General features: G+C 70.8%; 1 protein-coding gene. It reads right to left on the minus strand.

Features of this window, described 5'->3' with window-relative positions; genetic code table 11:
• A partial coding sequence (locus tag TR48_RS37555; RefSeq protein WP_174501773.1) for a transposase occupies positions 1-822 on the minus strand: 822 nt, incomplete at both ends.

Raw genomic sequence — 822 nt, forward strand, 5'->3', positions numbered from 1 at the left:
CGACGAGGCGATGGAACGCGGTGGTCAGTTCGTGGCGCCAGGGCCAGGTGGCGGAGATCCGCAGACACAGGCGACGGCCTCCGCGGGTGATCCGAGCGGCTGCGTGCAGGAGGCGGTAGCGCAGTTTCTTGGGCTCGGCGGTGGCCAACTCGCCCTCCAGCAGCAGGATTCTGGTCCAGGCGAGCAGGTCGATCGCGGTCAGGGACAGCTCCAGCCAGGCCTGGTTGATGGCGAAGTGGCGGGAGGGGAAGCGGCCGAAGCCGGCGGTCTTGCCGCAGCGGATGTGGTCCTCGACCCGGGCATGGGCCCGGTGGCGGACCTCCAGGTACTGGAGCGAGCCGCCGGCGAAGGGCGTGTCGGTGAGGAAGACCTGGTGACGCATGCCTTCGTCCTGGTCGAACAGGGACAGCTGCGCGCCGGGGTGGGGGCGCTCGCGGCGGACGATGATGCGGGTGCCGTCCGGGTATCCGGTGAGGTCGACCAACCCGGTCAGCTCGGCGACCTCGGCGCCGGCGCGAAGGGTGCCGTTCTGTTCCAGTGCGGGGTGCCAGACCCTCTCGGGCAGGGCCCGGATGGCCTTGCGGACCGGTTCGGTGACGGCGTGTCCGACGGAGAAGGTGGTATGTATCCCACTCTTTCGCAGGTCGCGGAGGTGGTTGAGGAAGGCCTTCGCGCCGCCGGCGCTGTCGGCGCGGACGAGGATCTCGGTGCCGTGGCGGTGGGCGTCGGGGATCTGCGCGAGGGCCTGGTCGAGGACGGTGATGTGGTCGGCTGCGGTGTTCGCTCCGGCGTTGCCCGGCCGCAGGATCCCGGCGAGGGCTT

Origin of the sequence: Streptacidiphilus neutrinimicus, assembly GCF_000787815.1 — a bacterium.
GTDB classification, from domain to species: Bacteria; Actinomycetota; Actinomycetes; order Streptomycetales; family Streptomycetaceae; genus Streptacidiphilus; species Streptacidiphilus neutrinimicus.